Genomic DNA, 17,572 nt, shown 5'->3' with positions numbered 1-17,572 from the left:
CCGAGACTGTTAACGGTCTCTACAAGGCTGAACTTATCCATCCTCAAGGCCCGTGGACATCAGTAGGAGAAGTCGAGCTAGCCACCCTGCGGTGGGTGCACTGGTGGAACACCAAACGTCTTCACGAGGCGTTGGACTACGCCACCCCACAAGAAGTAGAAACCGAGTATTATCTCACCGAGCCCATCAACACAGGGCCGTAAAAGAAGCGGAACCAAACCCAGGACGCTTCACCCAACCGCAGACCACGCTTTTGACAGGCGAACCCAAAGCCGGTCCGAAGCCAGCTCCAAGAAAGGCCTACGCATGTTCCCTTCGCTCCGCCGTCCCCGCTCCCGCGCCCTGCTCGCGTTGCCGGCTACTGCCGCGCTCTCCGCATCGCTGATTGCTGTTGCCCCGGCGGGCGCGGTGGTCGTCGATAAGCCTGTGTACGACCAGGCCAAGGATGCTTCCGCTAAGATCGCTCCGATCGGCTCGTACGACGCTGGCGTCTTCGACGAGTCCGGCGCGGAGATCGTGGCCTACCACAAAGCCTCGAAGCGCGTGCTCACCGTGAATGCGAACTCGGGCAAAATCGACGTGCTCGACGTCTCCGACCCGACGGCACCGACCAAGGTGGGCGAAGTTCACGGCGGCGACGACACCACGATCAACTCCGTCGCCGTGCGCGAGGACGGCCTGGCGGTCGCGACCGTGGAGCCGGACGAGGACAAGACGAAGCCCGGCGAAGTCATCTTCTTCGACGCCGGCGCGGACACGCCGGGCGAAGTGCTCGGCCGCGTGGGCGTGGGCTCCCTGCCGGATATGGTGACCCTGACCCCCAACGGCCGCTACGCCCTGGTGGCAAACGAAGGCGAGCCGGCCGAGGACTACTCGGTTGACCCGGAGGGTTCCATCTCCCTCATCCGCCTCGAGCACGACGTTGCCGCACCAACGCAGGACAAGGTCCGTACCGCCGACTTTTCGGCGTTCGAGGGCACGTTGGCGGACAAGGGCGTGCGCATCTTTGGCCAGGTCGGCGCCTCTCAGACTGAGGCGCAGAACCTGGAGCCGGAGTACATCGCCGTCGACGGCAACAAGGCGTACGTGACCCTGCAGGAGAACAACGCGATCGCTGTCGTGGACATCACCTCCGGCAAGGTCGAGGACATCTGGCCGCTCGGTGTCACCGACCGCCGCGAGGTGCCTTTCGACGCCTCCGACAAGGACGGCACGACCAACATCTCCAAGTGGCCGGTGAAGTCCCTCCTGCAGCCAGACTCCATTGCCGCCTACAACGTCGACGGCGAAACTTACCTGGTCCTGGCCAACGAGGGCGACTCGCGCGACTGGGACGGCTACTCCGAAGAGGCGCGCCTGAAGAAGTTTGGCAAAAAGGACGTCGCTCCGATCTGCGAGGGCTACGCCGGTCTCTCCGCGGACCAGCTCGAGGAGCTACAGTCCGACGAGCAGCTGGGCCGCCTGAACATGACTACCTCCATGGGTCTCAACGAGGAGAAGGGCTGCTACGACGACCTGTACAACCTGGGCGGGCGCAGCTTCTCCATCTTCACCGCGGATGGCAAGCGCGTCTTCGACTCCGGCTCGCAGTTCGAGGAAATCACCTCCCGCATCCTGCCCGAGTACTTCAACTCGAACCACACCGAGACCTCCTTTGACACCCGCTCCGACGACAAGGGCCCGGAGCCGGAGGGCGTCACCGTCGGCGAGGTCAACGGCCGCACCTACGCGTTCATCGGCTTTGAGCGCCTCGGCGGCGTGATGGTTTACGACATCACCGACCCGAGCGCTCCGAAGTACCAGGCCTACGTGAACAACCGCGACTTCTCGATCAACATGGAAGCGCTTGCCGACGAGGGCGAGGAGCAGCTTCACAACGGCCTGTCCAAGGTCGGCGACCTCGGCGCCGAGGGACTTACATTCATCCCGGCCGAGGACTCCCCGAACGGCGAAGCGCTCCTGGCCGTGGGCAACGAGGTCTCCGGCACCACCACGCTCTTCCAGGTGGAATCTCTGCTGGACAAGGCGGAGGAGCCGGAGGAGACGCCGGGTGAGGAGCCTGGCGAGGCGCCGGAAAAGAAGCCGGAAGAAAAACCGGACTCCCCGGATCAGCAGACTGGTGACGAGCAGGAGGGCTCCTCCACCGCGGGCAAGGTTGTCGCTGCGGTCACAGGCGTGCTCGCCGCTCTGGTGGCACTCGTTGCCGGAGGCGTTTCCCTGGGCCTGATCCAGAACCCGGTTGACCAGCTGCTCGGCCAGATTCCGGGCGCACCCAAGCTTCCCTTCTAGTGGGATTTCGCGGACGTTTGCCCGCGACCCAGTAGTTTTGCGAAGCAAACCCAGCTAAGCTGGAGCTCGTTTTGAACAAATGGATGGTGTGGCACCCTGCACTATCCTTTTCGTAAGAAACCTGCTACTTTCTCTAACGACATCGCTGTAACCGAGCTGTAATCTTTCAGCCCGGTTTCGGCGCAGGACCAAAACTCTCACGAGGAGCTAGAAACTAATGAAGCGTATTTCCACCGCTGCCGTCGCAGCTGCAACCGCACTGGCCATCACGGCAGGACCGGCACTGGCTGAGGACGCGACCACCACCCAGACTGCTACGGTTACCGCTACCCCGACCGAGGAGCCCACCACCGCGGCTACCGAGACCTCCGAGCCGACCGCCGAGGCTCCCGCAGGCACCGAGGGCACTGAGACCACTCAGCCGACCACCCCGAACAAGCCGGCTCCGCAGCCGAACAACGGCAAGTCCTCCGGCTCCTCCAACGGCCACATCGTCGGCTTCGTGTCCGGCACCCTGGCGGCAGTCCTGACCACCACCCTGATCGTTGCTTCCGACCCGACCGGCGCAAACAAGATCATCGACATGGTCAACGCGCAGTTCCACCTCGGCATCCCGCACCTGAACATTCCGAAGGTATTCTAAGACGCGGCACTTCGGCGGGGCTTTCACTCGAAGGCCCCGCCGATTTTTTCTCTCTATTCCCACTGGAAGGACACAAAGTGAAGGCGACCTACCCCGTTGCTGCTGCCACCGTCGTTGCACTCGCCGTAGCAGGTCTGAGCCCCGTTTCTGCGAAGAGCACTGACCCAAGCACGACCGAAACTTCCGCGACTACCGGTGCGGCTCCGGCAGGCACGACTGCCACGCCCAGCCCGTCTGCAACCGCGACGCCGAGCCCCTCTGCGTCAGCAACCGGATCCGCCACACCGTCGCCCTCCCAAGACGGTCCCACACCGGTGACGGTGACGGTGACTGCACCGGCCGTGACCGCAACGCCCACCCCGTTCCGCGCAACGGGTCCGAGCTCGGAGTGGATCAACAAGGGCATTCTTGATGAGCGCGGCAAGGAGATCTTCACCTACATCAACTTCGCCATCACGATGCTTGCCGGCCTGATCCAGGCGCTTTCCCTGGTCGTGGCGTCGAACCCGCGGATGCAGGAGCAACTGAAAGCAACGCTCGCCCAGGCGGGTATCAAACCCTAGACACTGGACGGCCGCGCGTTTTTTTTGGGGGGGCGCTGCGGTTGTCGGCGTGGTGGTTCTGAGCGCGGTGGGTCGGTGCCAAACGGAGCTAGCTCCATTTGCAGCTGGCTGCGCCGCGCGACCAGGCAATTCACCACCCCGCCACCACCAAACAGCGCTAGCTCCATCTACAGCCGACAACGTCGCGCGACCAGGCAATTCACCACCCTGCCACCACCAAACAGCGCTAGCTCCATCTGCAACCGACAACGTCGCCCGACCAGGCAATTCACCACCCTGCCACCACCAAACGGAGCTAGCTCCATCTACAACCGACAGCGCCGCGCGACCACGCGCGACCAGGCAACTTACCACCCTGCCACCACCAAACGGAGCTAGCTCCATCTACACCGGACCAACCGGTCCCGGCCGGCGGAGCACGGCTACCCCAAAATCCCCATTCCCATCGTGGCCTTGAGGTCCCCCATGAGGCTTGCTGAGCGCTCCACGCGAAGGTGATCGCCCAGGACCATCATCTGGCTGTGGTCTCCGTTCACTAGGTTAAGGAACACGTCGGAATCGCCAGGGTTGTTCAGCAGCACGTCTTTGAGTCGCGCGATATTCTCCACCGTGCACTGGTCCGTGCGCAGCGTCAGACGCAGCGGCAGGCCGGCGCCGTGGCCGGGCCCAAGCTCGGGGACCTTGACGTCGTCGCCGAAAAGGCTCATGCGCTCGTCGCGAACGGTCACGCGGGCCTTGACCAGAATGATGTTGTCCTCGACGATTTGGGGCGCAACGAGGGAGTACACCTTGTTGAACAGGAGAACGTCGACCTGGGCGCCGTGATGATCCTCAATGGTCACGATCGCCCACGGGGAACCGTCCTTCTTGGAGAAGCGGCGGTCCACGCTAGAGATGAGGCCGCCGAGCGTGACCTCCGTACCGTGGCGCAGCTCGCCCGACAAGACCGTGGTCAACTCGGTGTCGGTCTGCGCAGCAATCGCCTCCTCGAACCCGTCCAGCGGGTGGCCAGAGACGTACAGGCCAAGCATCTCGCGTTCCAGCGCGAGCTTGTGCTTCTTGTCCCACTCGTCGTCCGGAATGTCCATGGTGAACACGGCCGAGCCACTCTCCTGCCCGTCGTCCCCGCCGAAGCCGGCGAATAGGTCGAACTGGCCCTTGTCCGCTGCCTTCTTCGTGGTCAGCACGGAGTCGACCATGTCCTCCTGCACGAGCATGAGCCCCTTGCGAGGGTGCCCGAGCGAGTCGAACGCGCCGGATTTGATTAGCGATTCGGTGATTCGCTTGTTGCAGGCCAACAGATCGATCTTGTCCAAGTAGTCGGAGAAGCTTGTGAAGTAGCCCTTCGTGCGGCGGGTTTCCTTGATCGACTCCACCACCTCGGCGCCGACGTTGCGCACCGCGGCGAGGCCGTAGCGGATGTCCTCGCCGACAGCCATGAAGTTCTCTTCCGACTCATTAATATCCGGCTGCAACACCGAAATGCCAAGGTGACGGCAGTCCGACAGGTAGATCGCGGACTTGTCTTTCTTGTCGCCAACCGACGTCAGCAGCGCCGCCATGTACTCAGCGGTGTAATTCGCCTTCATGTAGGCCGTCCAGTACGACACCAGCGCGTAGCCAGCGGCGTGCGACTTGTTAAACGCGTAGGACGCGAACGGCTCGATCGTGCCCCACAGCGCGTCCATCGCTGCCTTGGAGTACCCGTTCTCCTGCATGCCGCCCCAGAACTTGTCGTACTGCTGGGCGAGCACCTCGGGTTTCTTCTTACCCATCGCTTTACGGAAGCCGTCTGCCTCGCCGGCCGTGTAATTTGCCACCTTTTGAGAGATACGCATGATCTGCTCCTGGTACACGATGAGGCCATAGGTCTCGTCAAGAATTTCGCGCAGCGGCTCGTCCAGCTCCGGGTGGATCGGGGTGATAGGCTTACGCCCGTTCTTACGGTCCGCGTAGTCCCAGTGCGCGTTCACACCCATCGGACCCGGGCGGTAGAGCGCCAACGACGCCACGATGTCCTTAAAGCCGGTCGGCTTCATGCGTTTGAGCAGCTCCTGCATGCCGCCGGAGTCCAGCTGGAACACGCCGAGGGTCTCGCCGCGGGAGAGCAGCTCGTACACGGCTGTGTCGTCTGTATCCAGCGTTTCCAGGTCGAGCGTTTCACCGCGGTTCTTCTTCACGTTCTCCAGGGCGTCGCCAAGCACCGTAAGGTTGCGCAGGCCCAGGAAGTCCATCTTCAGCAGGCCGATGGCCTCGCAGGCCGGGTAATCCCAGCCGGTGATGATCGCGCCGTCCGCCGGGCGCTTCCACATCGGGATGTGGTCCATGAGCGGCACGGACGCCATGATCACCGCGCAGGCGTGCACGCCGGCCTGGCGCACGACGCCCTCGAGGCCGCGGGCCGTCTCGTAGATTTTGGCCACATCCGGGTCCGTCTCGATCAGTGAGCGCACCTCGGCTGCCTCGGTGTAGCGGGCGTGCTCCGGATCCGTGATGCCGACGAGCGGGATGTCTTTCGCCATGATCGCTGGGGGCAGGGCCGCGTTGATGCGGTCTGCCATCTGGAAGCCGGGCTGGCCGAAGTTCACCTTCGCCGAGTCCTTGATCGCCTGCTTCGTCTTCACGGTGCCGAACGTGATCACCTGGGCGATCTTGTCCTCACCCCAGCGTTCGGCGGCGTAGGTGATCATCTCGCCGCGGCGGCGGTCGTCAAAGTCAATATCAATATCGGGCGCGGACGGACGCTCCGGGTTGAGGAATCGCTCGAAGAGCAGGCCGTGTTCCATCGGGTCAATGTTGGTGATGGTCAGCGCGTAGGCCACAAGTGCACCAGCCGCCGAGCCACGGCCCGGCCCGACGCGGATGCCCACCTCACGCGCGTGCTTAATCAGCTCCGCGACGATGAGGAAGTAGGACGGGTAGCCCTTCATGTCGATGACGTCGATCTCGTATTCCGCGCGCTTGAGGTACTCCTCTGGGACCTCGCTGCCGTCGAAACGCGCCTCGAGCCCGCGCTGAACCTCCTTGCGCAGCCAGCTCGTCGGCGTCTCGCCCTCCGGCACGTCCGCGATTGGCATGCGATCGTGCGGGTGGTCCTCCCAGAGCTCGCCGTAATCGCCGACGCGCTCGGCAATCCACAGCGTGTTGTCGCAGCCGTCCGGCACGGTGGAGTCCCAAATCTCGCGCATCTGCTCTGCGGACTTGATGTAGTAGCCCGTGCCGTCGAATTTGAAGCGATCCGGGTCCATCATCGTCTTACCGGTCTGCACGCACAGCATCGCTTCGTGCGCGGGTGCCTGGGATTCCAGCACGTAGTGGCAGTCGTTGGTCACCAGCGGGGGCAGGTCCAGTGCTTTGCCGATGCGCAGCAGGTCGTCGCGGACACGGCGCTCGATGTGGAGCCCGTGGTCCATAAGCTCAAGGAAGAAGTTGTCCCGCCCGTAGATGTCCTGCCACATCGCGGCAGCCTCCAGGGCCTCGTCGTATTGGCCCAAGCGCAGGCGCGTCTGCACGTCGCCCGAAGGGCAGCCAGTGGTGGCGATAATGCCGTCCGCGTGCTCGGCGATGAGCTCTGCGTCCATGCGGGGCCACTTGCCCAGCTGTCCCTCGTAGGAGGCGAGGGACGACAGCTTGAACAGGTTGTGCAGTCCCGTGGCATTTTCCGCCAGCATGGTCTGGTGGAGGTAGGCACCGGACGCGGAGACGTCGTCGCGCTTCTGGTCCGGGGTGCCCCACAGCTGGCGCTTCTTGTTAAAACGAGACGCCGGGGCCATGTAGGCTTCGATGCCGATGATCGGCTTTACGCCAGCGTCGACCATGCGCCGGTAGAAAGCGTTGGAGCCGAACATGTTGCCGTGGTCCGTCATGCCCACAGCAGGCATGCCCTGGCGCACCACTTCATCGGCCAGCAGGTCCACCTTGGCCATGCCGTCCAGCATGGAAAACTCGGTGTGGTTGTGGAGGTGGACGAAGGAGGAGTTTTTGGCCATGCGGGTCATCTTAACCCGACTCAAGAAACGGCAAAACCCCCGTGATTACGGGGGTGTGATTCGCCGCGACGGCGCCGCTTACTCGTAACGGAGCGCCTCGATGGGCTGCATCTTCGCCGCCTTCGACGCCGGGTAGGCGCCGAAGAACACGCCGGTGGCGAGTGAGAACAACAGAGAAAGCAACACTGCACCGACCGGGGGCCACACGAATGCGTCGAACGCCGCGGTGGCGATCATACCGATTGCCCCGCCGAGGATAACGCCGATGACGCCGCCGACCAGACAGACCAGCATCGCCTCGACGATGAACTGCGTGCGGATGTCGCCGTGGGTCGCGCCGAGCGCCTTGCGCACGCCGATCTCGCGGGTGCGCTCCGTGACCGTAATCAGCATGATGTTCATCACGCCGATGCCGCCGACCAGCAGGGAGATGCCGCCGATTGCGGAAAGCACGGAGGACATGATGCGGAACACGCTGGTCAGTTCCTGCAGCGACGAGGACAGGTCGATGACCTCGGCCTCGTAGGTTTCATTGCCGCGGTACTGGCGGTCCAGGTAGTCCTGCAGATCCTTCTGGAACGTGGCCGCCTCCTCCTCGCCGGAGCTGCGCACCGAGATGGACGTGAACCAATCCCCGTTCAGACCGATGCGGTCGGCCGCGGTGACGGGAATGTACGCCTCGGCGTAGGACTGCATCCCGCCGAACGCTCCGCCGCCGCCGGCGGCGCCATCCGTCTTGTCGCCGAGCACGCCGATGATGGTGAAGACGGCCGGTTGGCCTTCTTGCACCAGATCGATGCGTTCGCCCAAGGCGGAGGCGGGGTCACCGTCAAACATGGCGTCGACAAGCTCTGGGCTCACCACGGCCACCGGGCGCTGGCCCTGCATGTCCTTGTCGGAGATGCCGCGGCCGAACTCGACCTCGCCGCCGCGCATGTCAATGGAATCCATGAGCGCCGGGTTGATCGTAGTGCTCACTGGGTCCTTGTCGCCGTTTTCAATCTCGCCCATGCCGGAGAGGTCGACGTCGATGCCGGTGATGCGGTCGCCGAACGCGTCGCGCATATCCTGCAGGTCCTGCAGCGTCAGCGAGTCTCGCTCGTCCGTCGGCTGCGCCTGCGACATGGCCGCAAACGGGTCGTCGGACTGTTCCTCTTCGTCGGGGCGCTCGTGCACCACGACCGGGTGCGTCGTCGTGCCCACGCCCTGCAATCCGGACATGACCTGGTTCTCCAGGCCGCGACCGAGGGTCATGATGATCACCACGGCCATGATGCCGATGATGATGCCCAGCAGCGTCAGCAGCGAGCGCAGTTTGTTCTTGTTCAGGCTGGAGACGGCCAGCCGGAGCGATTCTTGGATATTCACGGTGTGTCGTCTCCTTCCTTACATTCCCAGCCCGGCGGGCGTGCGCACGTTGGCAACGCGACCATCCATCATTTCCACGACGCGCTCCGTTTCTTCCGCGAGCTCCGGGTTGTGCGTAATAAACACCACTGACTTGCCCAGGTCCTTGTGCAGCTTGTGGAACAGGTCCATCACCATGCGGCCGGTCTTTGAATCGAGTGCGCCGGTTGGCTCGTCGGCAAGCAGGAGGTCCGGGTCGTTGGCCAGGCTGCGTGCAATAGCCACGCGCTGCTTCTGGCCACCGGACAGCTCGTTCGGGTTGTGGTGAATGCGGTCACCCATCCCCATCATCTCCAGCAGCTCCGCGGCGCGCTCCTCGCGCTCCTTCCGTTCCACGCCCGCATACATCATGGGCATGGCCACGTTTTGCAGCGCGTCGATGCGGCCGATGAGGTTGAAGTTTTGGAAGATGAAGCCGATGTTCTTGCTGCGGTACGACGCGAGCTCCTTGTCCTCCTTGGCGTAGACCGGCTCGCCGTTGAACGCGTACGCGCCCTTGGACGGCCGGTCCAGCATGCCAATCAGGTTCATCAGCGTCGACTTACCGCAGCCGGATGGACCAACGATGGACACGAACTCGCTCGGTTTTGCGTAAAAGTCAATGCCGTGCAGCACGGTCAGCTCGCTCGGCTCACCCTCGTTGTACGTCTTCACCACCCCGCGCATGTCAATGAGTAGGCCCGAGTTTGCCATCGGGTTCGCAGGAGCAGGACGCTTATCGACGCCCCCACGTTCCCCACCAACGATCACCGAGCTCCCGCCCCGCTGTTCCCTGGGCTGCGCTTTCGGCGGCTCCTTCGTGGTGGAAACGGCCGGCTGTTCGCCGGTGGCCTCCTCCGCGCCGAAGAAAAACGGGTCGTCGTCCTCTCCGGCCCCGGCCGGTTGGCCGGGCGCTGCTTGCGCAGTGTCGAGTGCGTTGTCGTCGTCTCTGCGGGCGTGTTTTCCTTTTCGGGAGAACTTCTTCAACGGCGCGCTCCCCTACTTTTCCTCGCCGCCCTCGGCGGCGTCCTTCTGCTCAGACTTCGGCGCTTCAGAGGACTTTGTCGCGTCCTTGTCATTCGCACTGTCATTCGCGCTGTCCTTGGCGCCGTCTTTGGCATCGCGTACCTGCTGCGGGTCGAACTTCGGATCGGAGATGTCCACGGTCTCGCCGATTTTGTCGGAGTACTCGTCCGGCCAGTTGATGACGATGTCGCCCGGCTTGAGGTCGCCCCCGGTGATGGCAATGTCCACGTCGTTGGTGGCGCCCGTCTTCACGCTGCGCTCCTCCACCTTGCCGGACTTCGCGTCGTCGCCATCGGTGGCGAGCACCAGGACCTTCTTGTCATTATCGTCGCCGTACACGGCGTCGACAGGCACGTTGAGGGCGTCCGGGGACTCTTCGGTGATGATCTCCGCGCGCACCGTACCGCCGAGCAGGAGCCCCTTTTTGTCGCCGGTGACCTCGATCTCCACGGGGAAGGTCACGCTGCTGGACTGGTCGTTGGCTCCGCCGGCCGCGTTCACGCCTCCGGCCATGCCACCTGCCATGCCGCTGCTCATGCTGCCCGACGCGCTCGGGTCAGCGGCCGGGGCGATGCGCTTTACGCGCCCCTTGAATTTCTTGTCGCCGGTTGCGGTCGACGTGAACTCGACGCGGTTGCCCTGCGCGATGTTCGGCACGTCGGCCTCGCGAACCTCGGACTTGATGATCAGGCTGGAATCATCTGCCAAGCTGAGCAGCTTGCCCTGCGGGATGTCGCCTTCCTGCACGTCCACCGCGGTCACGATGCCGGCGAGCGGCGAGTACAGCGTCGCCTCCTGCAGCTGGTACTCCAGCGTGCCGTCGCTCTCAGAGATGCCGGCGCTTTCCGCCTGTCGACGCGCACTGTCCACCTGCCCCTGCAGCTGCTCCCGCTCCTGCTGCGCCTGGGTCTGCGCGGCCGCGAGCGCCGCCTGGGCATCCTGCAGCGCTGCGTACGCTTCATCGACGCTCATCGGCGCACTCGCCGCGGCGTCGGCCCCAGCCGCGCCTGCAGCACCCGCGCCCTGGGCGCCTGCCATGCTGGCGAGGTCCTCCGGGGAGACCGCACCGGCGCCTGCCGCGCCGTCTGCGCCGGCAGCGCCCGGTACCGCCACCGCGCCCGCGCCAGGTGCAGCTGGCGCAACGGGGGCTGCGGGTGCTGCCGGTGCAGCGGGTGCCGGAGCCTCCGGGGCGCCGCCGCTCGAGCTACCCGGCAGGTGCGAGGAGAGGTTGCCCGCCATCTGGGAAAATACGTCGGCCACTCGGGTTGCGGAACGACCGCCGTTTGCGGCGAGCGCCGCGTTGTATGCAGCCTGCGCCTGATCCACCTGAGCCTGTGCCTGGCGGATGGCCTGGTTCGTGCCGTCGTTAATGGACTGGTCGTGGGCGTTGAGCTGGGATTCTGCCTGCTGCAGCGCCTGGGTGGCGTCGGCCTGAGCGTTCGCCTGCTGGCGCTCCTGCGCGGCAAGCTGCCGGTCCAGCTGCTCGGTGTCCATAGAGACCAAGAACTGGTCCTTTTGCACGCGGTCACCGGGCTGGACGGCGATCTTTTGCACCTCGGACTGCACCGACGTAGTGATGTTCATTGCCCGAACCGGAGCAATGCTGCCGTTGACCACAACGCTGTCGGAGACGTCTTCCGCCGACGCCACGGTGTAGTCGCCCGGCTGCAAGCCGTCCGCGTCCTTGCTGTTGTCTCCTCCACCGAAGCCGCAGGCAGATGCAAACAGCGACACGGTGGTGATTACCGCGACGGAGCGCAGCTTCAGCGACCGGCGGCGGTTGGTGGTGGCGTGCGGGGTGGCAATTCCGGATTCGGAAACCAAAACTTCTCCTCACAAACGGGCGCGCCAACGGCGTCTTCGGCAAAGCCAACTGAAGAGTCCGGGCGCTTAGGCGTGCAACTTCGTTGAACTATACACGGGCCCGGACCACTTCGGGCCAGCGCCTTCCCCCGCTTGGGACCCGAACGACGAGCCTGGATTCTGCCTACGAACCCGCTGAATACACACCCGGGTTCCGCACAGCGATTGCGCCCCACACCGCGTCGGCGGGCAATACCTCGACTGAGCGCACGTGCGACGATTCCGCGAGGCGCGACAGCGTTGCAACGTCCGCGGTCACCACCGCGCCAGCGAGGAGCACAGAAGCCTGCGCCCAGTCCGGCCCAGCGCCTGACTCGCGCTGAACGGCCCGGCGCGCCTCGCGCTCGCACACCTCGCCCCTTCCTGCGCTCGTCTCCCCGACTGGCTCCGGGGTGTCCTTCGGCGGCAGGCCCTCCGGCACGATCGCGTTGACGCGCGGCACGTCTCGGTACGCAGATGCCGCCGCGTCGCAGGACTGCGGCGCGTCGAACGCGACCAGGGCGAGGTGGGAGTCGCCCGGCGTGCTCTGCCTCCGCGCGGAGTCAAGCGTCGCCGCGGCGCGTTGCGAGTACTCCTCCGCTGGCTCTCCCGGGTCGGGGCCGAGCGCGTCGCCTTGCAGCGTCGGCGTGGCGGGCGCGTGAGACATCCCGACGGCGTACAACGCGACGATGAGCAGCGCGCACGCCCCGAACACGGCGGCTGCTGCGGCAAGTGGGCGGCGCATGCTAGCCCGCCCTCAGCACGTCCAGCGCGTGTTGGAGGTCGGCTGGGTACGAGGACTCGACCGTCATGTACTCACCGGTGCGCGGGTGCGTGAACCCGAGCGATTTCGCGTGCAGCCATTGGCGGATCAACCCGAGGCGCTTGGACAGGTTAGGGTCAGAGCCGTACATGGGGTCACCCACGCACGGGTGGCCCAGCGCGGACATGTGCACGCGGATTTGGTGGGTGCGCCCCGTCTCCAGGTGCACCTCGAGCAAGCTTGCGCGGCGGAAGGCCTCGATGACGGAGTAGTGCGTCACGCTCGGTCGGCCGTCGTCAGTCACGGCGAACTTCCAGCCCGACGAAGGGTGCCGGCCAATAGGCGCGTCGACGGTGCCCACGATAGGGTCCGGCAGGCCCTGGACGACGGCGTGGTAGGTCTTGTCCACCGTGCGTTCCTTGAAAGCACGCTTGAGCACCGAGTAGCCCTGGACGCTCGCGGCGACCACCATCACCCCGGAGGTGCCGACATCCAGGCGCTGCACGATGCCCTTGCGCTCCGGGGGACCCGCGTCCGGCAGCGTGAAGCCCATGGCCTGCAGGCCGCCGAGGACGGTGGGGCCGTCCCACCCCAGGGTCGGGTGCGCGGCAACGCCGACTGGCTTGTCCACCGCGATGAGGTCGGCGTCGTGGTAGAGGATCTCCAGGCCCTCGACGTGCTCCGCCACCGGTTCCGGCGCTCGCTTGGGTTCCGGGAGGGTGGCCTCGATGAGGGCGCCTGGGATGACGCGGTCGGATTTTTGGGGCAGTGTGGCGTCGATAAGCACCTCCTCCTGCGCGATCATCTCGGCGGCAACGCTGCGGGAGATGCCGAAGAGTTTGGCCAGCGCGGCGTCAACGCGCATGCCGGCCAGGCCTTCGGGGACGGGGAGGCTGCGGAAGTCACCCGGCATGCGGCGCCTCCTTGTGGTCAGAGGTCAACACCGCCAACGCGAACAGGGCGGTGCCGACGGTGATGCAGGCGTCCGCGAGGTTGAAGACCGCGAACGAGCCCACGGAGATGTAGTCCACGACGTGGCCGAACCAGAAGCCGGGGTCACGGAACAGGCGGTCAATGAGGTTGCCCAGGGCGCCGCCCGCGATCATGGCCAGACCGATGGCCTCGAAACGCGAGGTCAAGCGCGGGGCGTAGAGCAGCGCACCGACGACGAAGGCGAGCTGGATCGTGGTGAACAGCCAGGTCGAGTTCTGGCCCATGGAGAAGGCCGCGCCCGGGTTGAACAGCAGGTAGAACCGGAACCAGTCACCAATCAGCGGGACCTGATCCCCCGGCTCGAGCCACGAGACCATCAGCTGTTTGATGGCCTGATCCGCCACCGCGATGACCAGCATGACGGCGGCGACGAGCGGCAGGTACCTCCCCCGGCGCGGGCCGCGAGGCGCGGACGCCGGGTCCTGCGTATTGGTGTGACTGTTGTTGTGTTGCATCGCCTGTCAACTGTAGCGGGTCCGGCTCCGCGCGGGCGCACTGTCGCCCGGTCTGGGCACGCAGCCGTGGTTGCTTCCGGGTCGTCGCGGTGCGGTAGTTTCAAAGTGTGATCTTTCTGCCTCCCCGAGCGCGCTCGGCGCGTCCTGCTCGCCCAGCTCACCGACCCCGTTTCGCCGCCGCCTGCCTGGTGCTCAGCGCAACGCTGCTCCCGCTGACCGCTTGCGGCACCGCGGACGAGGACCCGCTCAAGGGGATTCCGGCGTTTGCCATGGACACCCCGGCCGTGGAGGTCGTTGCCGCGGGCGAGTCCCCGCAGCAGCTCTCCTACCGGCTGGGTGGCGAAGACGGCGAGAACACCGACGAGACCGACGCATGGGACACCACCGTCGCGGTGTCCTCCGGCATCAGCCAGGACGTGCTGCCCGCGAACCAGGCGCACGAGGACCCCGGCCTGCCGAACGTGAGCAGCGTCGACGTCTCCACCACCACCCTCCCGCTCGCCGTCACGGCGGGCAGCGCCCCGGAGCCGGGCGAGGACGAGTCCCCGGCGGACGCTGCGGTGGAGTTCACCGTGGGAAAAGGCAAGCACTCCGACCTGCCGCTGAGCCAGGAGGTCGCGTCCGCGGAGGGGTTCCTCATGCGCTGGCGGGCGCAGTCGACCGGCGCCATCTCTACGCTGAAGCTCATGGCGCCGAACGAGTCCCAGGAGCGGGGGCGCCAAACGGTGGAGCAGTCGCTGCTGGCCGTGGCGTCGATGAACGTGGTGCTGCCGGACGAACCGGTCGGCGTGGGCGGCTCGTGGACCGTGCGCAACCGCGTCACCGGAACCTCGAACATGCTGCGCACCGCAACCTATACGGTAACCCGGCTCGAGGGCGATGCGGTCGACCTTGACGTCCACGTGGAGGAGCGCCCGACCCAGCAGTCGCTGCAGATTGACAATTCTGTCGCCGGGGACCTGGACGGGCAGACGCTTGACGTGGAGAGCACGTCAACGACCTCGCAGGGCAGTATTACACTGGACTTGAAGCAACCGCTGCCCACGTCCGGGCAGGTCGCGTCCACCACCCGCCTGGTCTACTCGGGCGAGGACGCCGCCTACCGCGTGGTGCAGGACGTCACGGAGGCCGTGACCTACGGGTCCGACGACGCGTAGCGCTCACCCCAGAGTTTTCAAGGAGTTTCCCATGGTCGCACCGCTGCACATCGGCCTCGATGGCATCTCATTTACCTACCCCGGCGGCAAGCGAGTACTCACCGACATCTCCTTCGCCGTCCCCTCCGGCTCCGTCACGGGCCTGATCGGCGAGAACGGCGCCGGCAAATCCACCCTGCTCGGCGTCATCTCCGGCGAGCTCACCGCCGATACCGGCCAGCTCATCACCCCGCCGACCACCGGCTTCATCGCCCAGGAGACGTCCCTGCCGTTCACTGAACCCGCAAGCAAGCTTATCGACGCCGCCGTGGCCGAACTCCGCGACGTCGAAGCCGACATCACCCGCCTCGGGGAGGCCATGGCCACGGAGCAGGACGACGCTGCATCGGCCGCACTCGCCGCCGACTTCGACCGTGCGCTCGCGCGCGCCGAGCAGTCCGGCGTGTGGGAGTTGGATGCGCGCATCGCCACCGTGCTCGCCGGCCTCGGCCTGGCCAACGTGCCCCTTTCCACCCCGCTGGGCGAGATGAGCGGCGGGCAGCGGCGCCGCTTCGCGCTCGCCGCCCTCCTGCTGCGCCCGGTCGAGGCCATGGTGCTCGACGAGCCAACGAATCACCTCGACGACGAGGCCGTGGACTTCCTCATCGGCGAGCTCGAGGCGTTTAAGGGCCCCGTGCTCGTGGCTTCCCACAACCGTTACTTCCTCGACCGCGCCTGCGACGGGATCGTCGACCTGGACCCCGGCCTCGGCGCGGAAGGCGGGTTCGGCGAGGAGACCCGCCAGGGCGCCCGCTTTTCCGGCGCGTTTTCGGACTACCTCAAGGCGCGCGAGGACCGCCGGCGACGCTGGGAGACCGATTACGCCGCCCAGGAACACGAGCGCGCGCGCCTGGAGAAGGCCGCAGAGCAGGGCGAGGACGACGTCTTCCACTCCCACGAGAACAAGACGGAGACGCGTGCGGCGGCGAAGTTCTACGCAGATCGCGCCGCAAAGACGGTGGGCAATCGGCGCCGCTCCGCCCAGCAGCGCCTGGAGGCGCTGCAGCGCGAAGCGATCCCGGCCCCGCCGGCACGGCTGTCCTTCCGCGGGGTGCCGGAGCACACGGCGACGTCGATAGGCGTGCCCGCCGTGGTGACCCGGGGCCTCGCGGTGCCGGATCGCCTCGCCCCGCTGGACCTGAAGCTGCAGCCCGGCCAGCAGGTACTGGTGGAGGGGCCGAACGGGTCCGGCAAGTCGACGCTGCTGAAGATCCTGGACGGCACGCTCACCGGGTATTCCGGCGAGTGCCTCATCCCGGAGGAGTACAGCGTGGGCCGCCTTGAGCAGGACGACTCGTGGCGCGACCTGACGGTTACCGCGGCCGAGGCGTTTGCCATCCGTACCGGTGGCGGCTCCCCGGACCTCGTGGAGATGGGACTGATGACCGAGGCGCAGGCCGCTACGAAGCTGGAGGACCTCTCGCTGGGCCAGCGCCGCAGGGTTTCCCTCGGCGTGATCCTTTCCACTCCCCCGGACCTGCTGCTGTTGGACGAGCCCACCAACCACCTCTCGCTCGCCCTGGCGGAAGAGCTCGAGCACGCCCTGCTGGACTTTGCGGGCACCGTGATCATCACCAGCCACGACCGGTGGGTGCGCCGCCAGTGGCGCGAGCGGATCCGCACAAACGACGAACGCGCCAGGATCCTCACCCTGTCCACGATGTGGACCGGCGAGGTCTGGCGCGACGAAGTGGACTAACGGACTACAGGGCCGGGGCCTCCTGGTAATCGCCCTCCGGTGCCTGCTCAGCCGGGGCATCCGCGGCCGGCGCGTCGGCGGGGGCCTGGTCCCCGGGCACGGTCGGCGCGGCGCCGGCGGTGCACATTGGCGGCACCTGCTCCGGCGGCAGCGTATTCGTCACCAGGGTGCAGGCCCACTCCTGGGACAGCTTCCACTGCCCGTCCTCGAAGACGAACTCCACGTCCTCCGCCTGCTGCGCGGACTGCTGCTCCGGCTGGGTGAAGTTCACGGTAGCCAGGACCGTGTTCGGCCCGTAGCCCGGCAGGATGGGGTCCACGACCTGGAAGTTTGCCCCGGACTGCTGTTGGGACTGCGCCATGACATCGAAAAGCTCGGGCACCGTGTCGCCGCCCTGGACGGTGTTGACGCGCTCGCCGATCGGCAGGGCGGAGTCGGTCGCGCGGGTCAGCACGGCGTTGAGCTCCTCGGCGGTCGGCAGCTCGGCCACCGGGGCGGCCTGCTGGGCGGAGGTCTGTTCGTTGCTGGCGGACCCGCTGGTGTCCGCGCCGGACTCGCCATCATCGGAGCAGGCGGCGAGGCCCGCAGTCAGCCCGAGTGCGGCAACGGCGACGATGAGTTTGTGTGCGTTCACTGATTCTCCTTGCGGCAGCATTTGCTTCGTAGGTTCTCGTTTGCACTTTATTCCACTCAGCGTATCGCCCCGGTATCACCACACCAACAACATC

General features: G+C 65.9%; 14 protein-coding genes. 6 read left to right on the top strand and 8 right to left on the bottom strand.

Features of this window, described 5'->3' with window-relative positions; all coding sequences use genetic code 11:
* The 4 genes from OVO38_RS08490 to OVO38_RS08475 form a co-directional block, all read left to right on the top strand.
* Positions 1 to 203, top strand: a 203-nt coding sequence (locus OVO38_RS08490) for an integrase core domain-containing protein (protein WP_267208237.1), incomplete at its 5' end; no start/stop codon positions are given.
* A gap of 103 nt (positions 204 to 306) precedes the next feature.
* Positions 307 to 2,289, top strand: a complete 1,983-nt coding sequence (locus OVO38_RS08485; RefSeq protein WP_267208236.1) for a choice-of-anchor I family protein — start codon at positions 307 to 309, stop codon at positions 2,287 to 2,289.
* Positions 2,290 to 2,506: 217 nt separating this feature from the next.
* On the top strand, positions 2,507 to 2,932 hold the full coding sequence (locus OVO38_RS08480) for a hypothetical protein (protein ID WP_095547231.1): 426 nt from the start codon (positions 2,507 to 2,509) through the stop codon (positions 2,930 to 2,932).
* 77 nt (positions 2,933 to 3,009) lie between these two features.
* Positions 3,010 to 3,495 carry a hypothetical protein gene (locus OVO38_RS08475; protein WP_267208235.1) on the top strand — a complete coding sequence of 162 codons (486 nt, stop codon included), beginning with the start codon at positions 3,010 to 3,012 and terminating at the stop codon, positions 3,493 to 3,495.
* Between the two features lie 422 nt (positions 3,496 to 3,917).
* On the opposite strand, the gene dnaE is transcribed toward OVO38_RS08475, so the two are convergent.
* From dnaE to lspA, 7 genes are all read right to left on the bottom strand, one after another.
* Complete coding sequence (gene dnaE / locus OVO38_RS08470) at positions 3,918 to 7,484, bottom strand: DNA polymerase III subunit alpha (protein WP_267208234.1); 3,567 nt, start codon at positions 7,482 to 7,484, stop codon at positions 3,918 to 3,920.
* Positions 7,485 to 7,562: 78 nt separating this feature from the next.
* On the bottom strand, positions 7,563 to 8,852 hold the full coding sequence (locus OVO38_RS08465; protein WP_095278017.1) for an ABC transporter permease: 1,290 nt from the start codon (positions 8,850 to 8,852) through the stop codon (positions 7,563 to 7,565).
* 18 nt (positions 8,853 to 8,870) lie between these two features.
* Positions 8,871 to 9,584 carry an ABC transporter ATP-binding protein gene (locus OVO38_RS08460; protein WP_267208241.1) on the bottom strand — a complete coding sequence of 238 codons (714 nt, stop codon included), beginning with the start codon at positions 9,582 to 9,584 and terminating at the stop codon, positions 8,871 to 8,873.
* A 285-nt stretch (positions 9,585 to 9,869) separates the two neighbouring features.
* The gene (locus tag OVO38_RS08455) at positions 9,870 to 11,720 is read right to left on the bottom strand and encodes an efflux RND transporter periplasmic adaptor subunit (protein WP_267208233.1); all 1,851 of its coding nucleotides are present in this window, start codon (positions 11,718 to 11,720) and stop codon (positions 9,870 to 9,872) included.
* A 163-nt stretch (positions 11,721 to 11,883) separates the two neighbouring features.
* Positions 11,884 to 12,483, bottom strand: a complete 600-nt coding sequence (locus OVO38_RS08450; protein ID WP_267208232.1) for a hypothetical protein — start codon at positions 12,481 to 12,483, stop codon at positions 11,884 to 11,886.
* A gap of 1 nt (position 12,484) precedes the next feature.
* On the bottom strand, positions 12,485 to 13,414 hold the full coding sequence (locus OVO38_RS08445; protein ID WP_267208231.1) for an RluA family pseudouridine synthase: 930 nt from the start codon (positions 13,412 to 13,414) through the stop codon (positions 12,485 to 12,487).
* Positions 13,404 to 13,949 (bottom strand): signal peptidase II, encoded by a 546-nt coding sequence (lspA, locus tag OVO38_RS08440; RefSeq protein WP_095534868.1) that lies wholly within the window; start codon positions 13,947 to 13,949, stop codon positions 13,404 to 13,406. The genes OVO38_RS08445 and lspA overlap by 11 nt, the downstream gene beginning before the upstream one ends.
* A gap of 188 nt (positions 13,950 to 14,137) precedes the next feature.
* Between lspA and OVO38_RS08435 the strand changes: the two genes are divergently transcribed.
* Together OVO38_RS08435 and OVO38_RS08430 are read left to right on the top strand one after the other, a co-directional pair.
* Positions 14,138 to 15,106 carry a DUF6263 family protein gene (locus tag OVO38_RS08435; RefSeq protein WP_267208230.1) on the top strand — a complete coding sequence of 323 codons (969 nt, stop codon included), beginning with the start codon at positions 14,138 to 14,140 and terminating at the stop codon, positions 15,104 to 15,106.
* A gap of 31 nt (positions 15,107 to 15,137) precedes the next feature.
* The gene (locus OVO38_RS08430) at positions 15,138 to 16,844 is read left to right on the top strand and encodes an ABC-F family ATP-binding cassette domain-containing protein (RefSeq protein ID WP_267208229.1); all 1,707 of its coding nucleotides are present in this window, start codon (positions 15,138 to 15,140) and stop codon (positions 16,842 to 16,844) included.
* Positions 16,845 to 16,848: 4 nt separating this feature from the next.
* Here the strand turns inward: OVO38_RS08430 and OVO38_RS08425 are convergent, their stop codons facing one another.
* Positions 16,849 to 17,478, bottom strand: coding sequence for a hypothetical protein (locus tag OVO38_RS08425; protein ID WP_095278033.1), 630 nt, complete (start codon positions 17,476 to 17,478; stop codon positions 16,849 to 16,851).
* Positions 17,479 to 17,572: the final 94 nt, after the last annotated feature.

It is taken from the genome of Corynebacterium sp. Marseille-P8863, assembly GCF_946902955.1.
In the GTDB taxonomy this organism is placed as follows: domain Bacteria; phylum Actinomycetota; class Actinomycetes; order Mycobacteriales; family Mycobacteriaceae; genus Corynebacterium; species Corynebacterium gottingense.
Note: the sequence above shows the minus strand (reverse complement) of the source record. Positions and strands in the feature narration are given on the sequence as shown.

Excerpts from the sequence above, each read along its gene's own strand:
- OVO38_RS08485 (WP_267208236.1), top strand. The coding sequence starts at position 307 with ATGTTCCCTTCGCTCCGCCGTCCCCGCTCCCGCGCCCTGCTCGCGTTG.
- OVO38_RS08480 (WP_095547231.1), top strand. The coding sequence starts at position 2,507 with ATGAAGCGTATTTCCACCGCTGCCGTCGCAGCTGCAACCGCACTGGCC.
- dnaE (WP_267208234.1), bottom strand. The coding sequence starts at position 7,484 with ATGGCCAAAAACTCCTCCTTCGTCCACCTCCACAACCACACCGAGTTT.
- OVO38_RS08460 (WP_267208241.1), bottom strand. The coding sequence starts at position 9,584 with ATGGCAAACTCGGGCCTACTCATTGACATGCGCGGGGTGGTGAAGACG.
- OVO38_RS08450 (WP_267208232.1), bottom strand. The coding sequence starts at position 12,483 with ATGCGCCGCCCACTTGCCGCAGCAGCCGCCGTGTTCGGGGCGTGCGCG.
- OVO38_RS08445 (WP_267208231.1), bottom strand. The coding sequence starts at position 13,414 with ATGCCGGGTGACTTCCGCAGCCTCCCCGTCCCCGAAGGCCTGGCCGGC.
- lspA (WP_095534868.1), bottom strand. The coding sequence starts at position 13,949 with ATGCAACACAACAACAGTCACACCAATACGCAGGACCCGGCGTCCGCG.
- OVO38_RS08430 (WP_267208229.1), top strand. The coding sequence starts at position 15,138 with ATGGTCGCACCGCTGCACATCGGCCTCGATGGCATCTCATTTACCTAC.